The sequence below is a fragment of the Roseibium sp. MMSF_3247 genome, from assembly GCF_030733765.1.
Classification (GTDB): Bacteria; Pseudomonadota; Alphaproteobacteria; order Rhizobiales; family Stappiaceae; genus Roseibium.
In genome coordinates this window covers 1-2,533 of the sequence record NZ_JASHII010000027.1, presented here as the reverse complement: position 1 = coordinate 2,533, position 2,533 = coordinate 1, and the positions used below count along the sequence as shown (strand labels likewise).

Sequence of the window (2,533 nt, the reverse complement as noted above, 5' to 3'; positions counted from 1 at the left end):
CGAATTCATAAACCACGTTAACTATTCATAAGGTGGTGGATTACTAACGTCGAAAAGCTGCCGTTAGGTCAAGCAAGTCATCCAACTCAAAAAGAATTCTCCAAAGCGCGGAGGTATCTTAAGTGCAGGTAATGCGAGTGCGCTCCCTTTTCTCGACTATTGCCTCTTGCGCCTCCCGGCTGTGGGCGGATCAGTCCGGCAATGTTGCAATTCTGACCGCTTTGGCGTTTGTGCCGCTTATGCTGATCACGATTGGCAGCCTTGACGTGGTCCGGATGACGACCGCGCAAGCAAAACTCCAATCCACGTTGGACTCAGCCACGCTTGCGGCCGCCTCATTAAGCAACACCGGCGATATCGAAGACACGGTGAATGAGTATGTGCAGGCAAATCTGCCAGACGTCGCGCCGTGGACAACGTTGCAGCTTACGATCGGGAATGTCACGGATAGCCTCAACGCAAAATCTGTCGAGATCACTGCGACCGTTGATATTGAAATGACGATTTTGAAGCTGGCCGGAATCGACTCGACGAGTGTATTGGCATCGTCAGTGGCTCAGCAAGCCGCGACCAATGTCGAAGTGGCTGTTGTTCTTGATATTTCCTCGTCGATGCGGAGAAAACTATCCAGTCTCAGAACAGCCGCAAAGTCTTTCATCGACACGATGTTGAACGAAGATGACCGGGAATTCACGTCCTTGAGCATCATACCATTTGGCGGCACCGTGAACATTGGCGACCTCTATGACACCTACGCTGTGAACACCTCTACCCCGGGCGTGATCGATCTACCGATCCTGGCCGATTACTACGTGAACAAAAACGTTCCCTATCGAAAGTTCATGTTCTCGGGCCAAAGAACGGGCTGTATCGAGTACACAGACGACGACTTTGACATGACGGCCATACCGGCAAACAGCCGCCCACAGGTCCCGAACTTCACGAAATGGAACCGGAGCAATCCGTGGTGCCCCTCTGACGACACCGCCATGCTGTTAAACACAAACAATAAAAGTGGCCTAAAGTCCTTGATCGACAACATGGACCTCTCAGACGGTACTGGAATGGATATCGGAGCGCTTTGGGGGGCAAAGGTGCTGTCAAGTGATATGAGGGGGCAGCTGGGTGGCGACTTCGCGGACAGACCGGCAGACTTCGACGATGAGGACACGTTGAAGGTCGCGGTGATCATGACCGATGGTGAAATCACCGCCCAGTTTCGGCCCCGGGTTTACACGACCACGCACATAAAGGGCAGCACACAGCAGACGATCGTCTCAAGAGGCAACATGCGCACACCGTCTTCAAAGCCGGACGATGCCGTCGCCTATTTCAAACGCACCTGCGAATATCTGAAGAACAACAATGTCCAAGTATACACGATCGGATTTCAAATCAGACGCGGGGCTCTGTCTGATCAAATGCTCCAGTACTGCGCTTCCAGTCTATCCAACTACTATTTTGTTGAAGGCTTGAACATCGAGGATGCGTTTTCGGCCATCGCCACCTCCATCAACAGTTTGCGTATTTCCGGCTAGGATGTCGCCCATGTATCTGTTCCGGCGCTTTTGGACAAAGAGAGATGGCGCGACGGCAATTGAATTTGCTTTGATCGGGATGCCGTTTTTCCTTTTGTTTCTGTCCTGTTTCGAGATGGGGCTGTTGTTCATTCGTATGACCATGCTGGACCATGCTGTGAACACGACGTCCAAAACGGTCTATATTGGAGCTATAACGCAAGGGTTGGCCGACAACACGGTGTCCCGGGAAGATTTCGAAGAAGACATCTGTGAGATCGTGGGACTTGTGGTGCCCGATTGTGTCAACAATCTCACCATTGAGCTTATTGAAATCTCAAGTCTCATAGACCTGCCCGACACGGATGCCGTTTGCGTAGACGCAAGTAGTGACTTTAGACCCGTGGTGACATTCAATCCCGGCAGCGCCAACAGTATCGTATTCATGCGGGCGTGTCTGACGACAGATATTTATACGCCCGGGTTGGGATTTGGTCTGGCGCTCTCCAAAACCGTGAACAATCGCTACGAAATGGTGTCGTCAATGGCCTTCATGAACGAGCCTTTTTAAGATGCTGGCCCTCTCCCCGCGCCTCAGGAGTTTCCGGGCAGACACGAACGGAGTTGCAGCCGTCGAGTTTGCGCTGATTTTCCCTTTGTTGATCTTGATCTTCCTAAACACCGCCAGTTTGTTTGATGGGTTCCGCGCTTCCCGTCAGCTTGAGCGCGCAGCAAGTGTGACAACAGATCTCGTTACCCGGTTCAATGGAGATACGTTTACAGAGGATGATTTCGATCTTATTGAAGCAACGGCAGTGTCGATCCTCGGAAATTATGCGACCGACAGCAACTTCACCATGACAGTGTCAAGTGTCCGCAATTTCTTCGATGATGAGGATGAATTGGAGGTTCACTGGTCAGAAAGCAACGATGACGATGCGCTTCTGGAAGATGATGATTTAGCCCAGTTTGATTTTCCGACCCTCGCAGAAGGCGACACTGTCATCGTCGTACAG

General features: G+C 51.5%; 3 protein-coding genes. All 3 read left to right on the top strand.

The genetic code is table 11. The features are described from left to right. Positions 1-131: 131 nt before the first annotated feature. A complete protein-coding gene (locus RBB44_RS25415; protein WP_306150605.1) occupies positions 132-1,538 on the top strand; it encodes a TadE/TadG family type IV pilus assembly protein in 1,407 nt (468 codons plus the stop codon). Positions 1,539-1,548: 10 nt separating this feature from the next. Then, positions 1,549-2,088 carry a TadE/TadG family type IV pilus assembly protein gene (locus RBB44_RS25410; protein WP_306150603.1) on the top strand — a complete coding sequence of 180 codons (540 nt, stop codon included), beginning with the start codon at positions 1,549-1,551 and terminating at the stop codon, positions 2,086-2,088. A 1-nt stretch (position 2,089) separates the two neighbouring features. Then, positions 2,090-2,533, top strand: a 444-nt coding sequence (locus RBB44_RS25405; RefSeq protein ID WP_306150604.1) for a TadE/TadG family type IV pilus assembly protein, incomplete at its 3' end; no start/stop codon positions are given.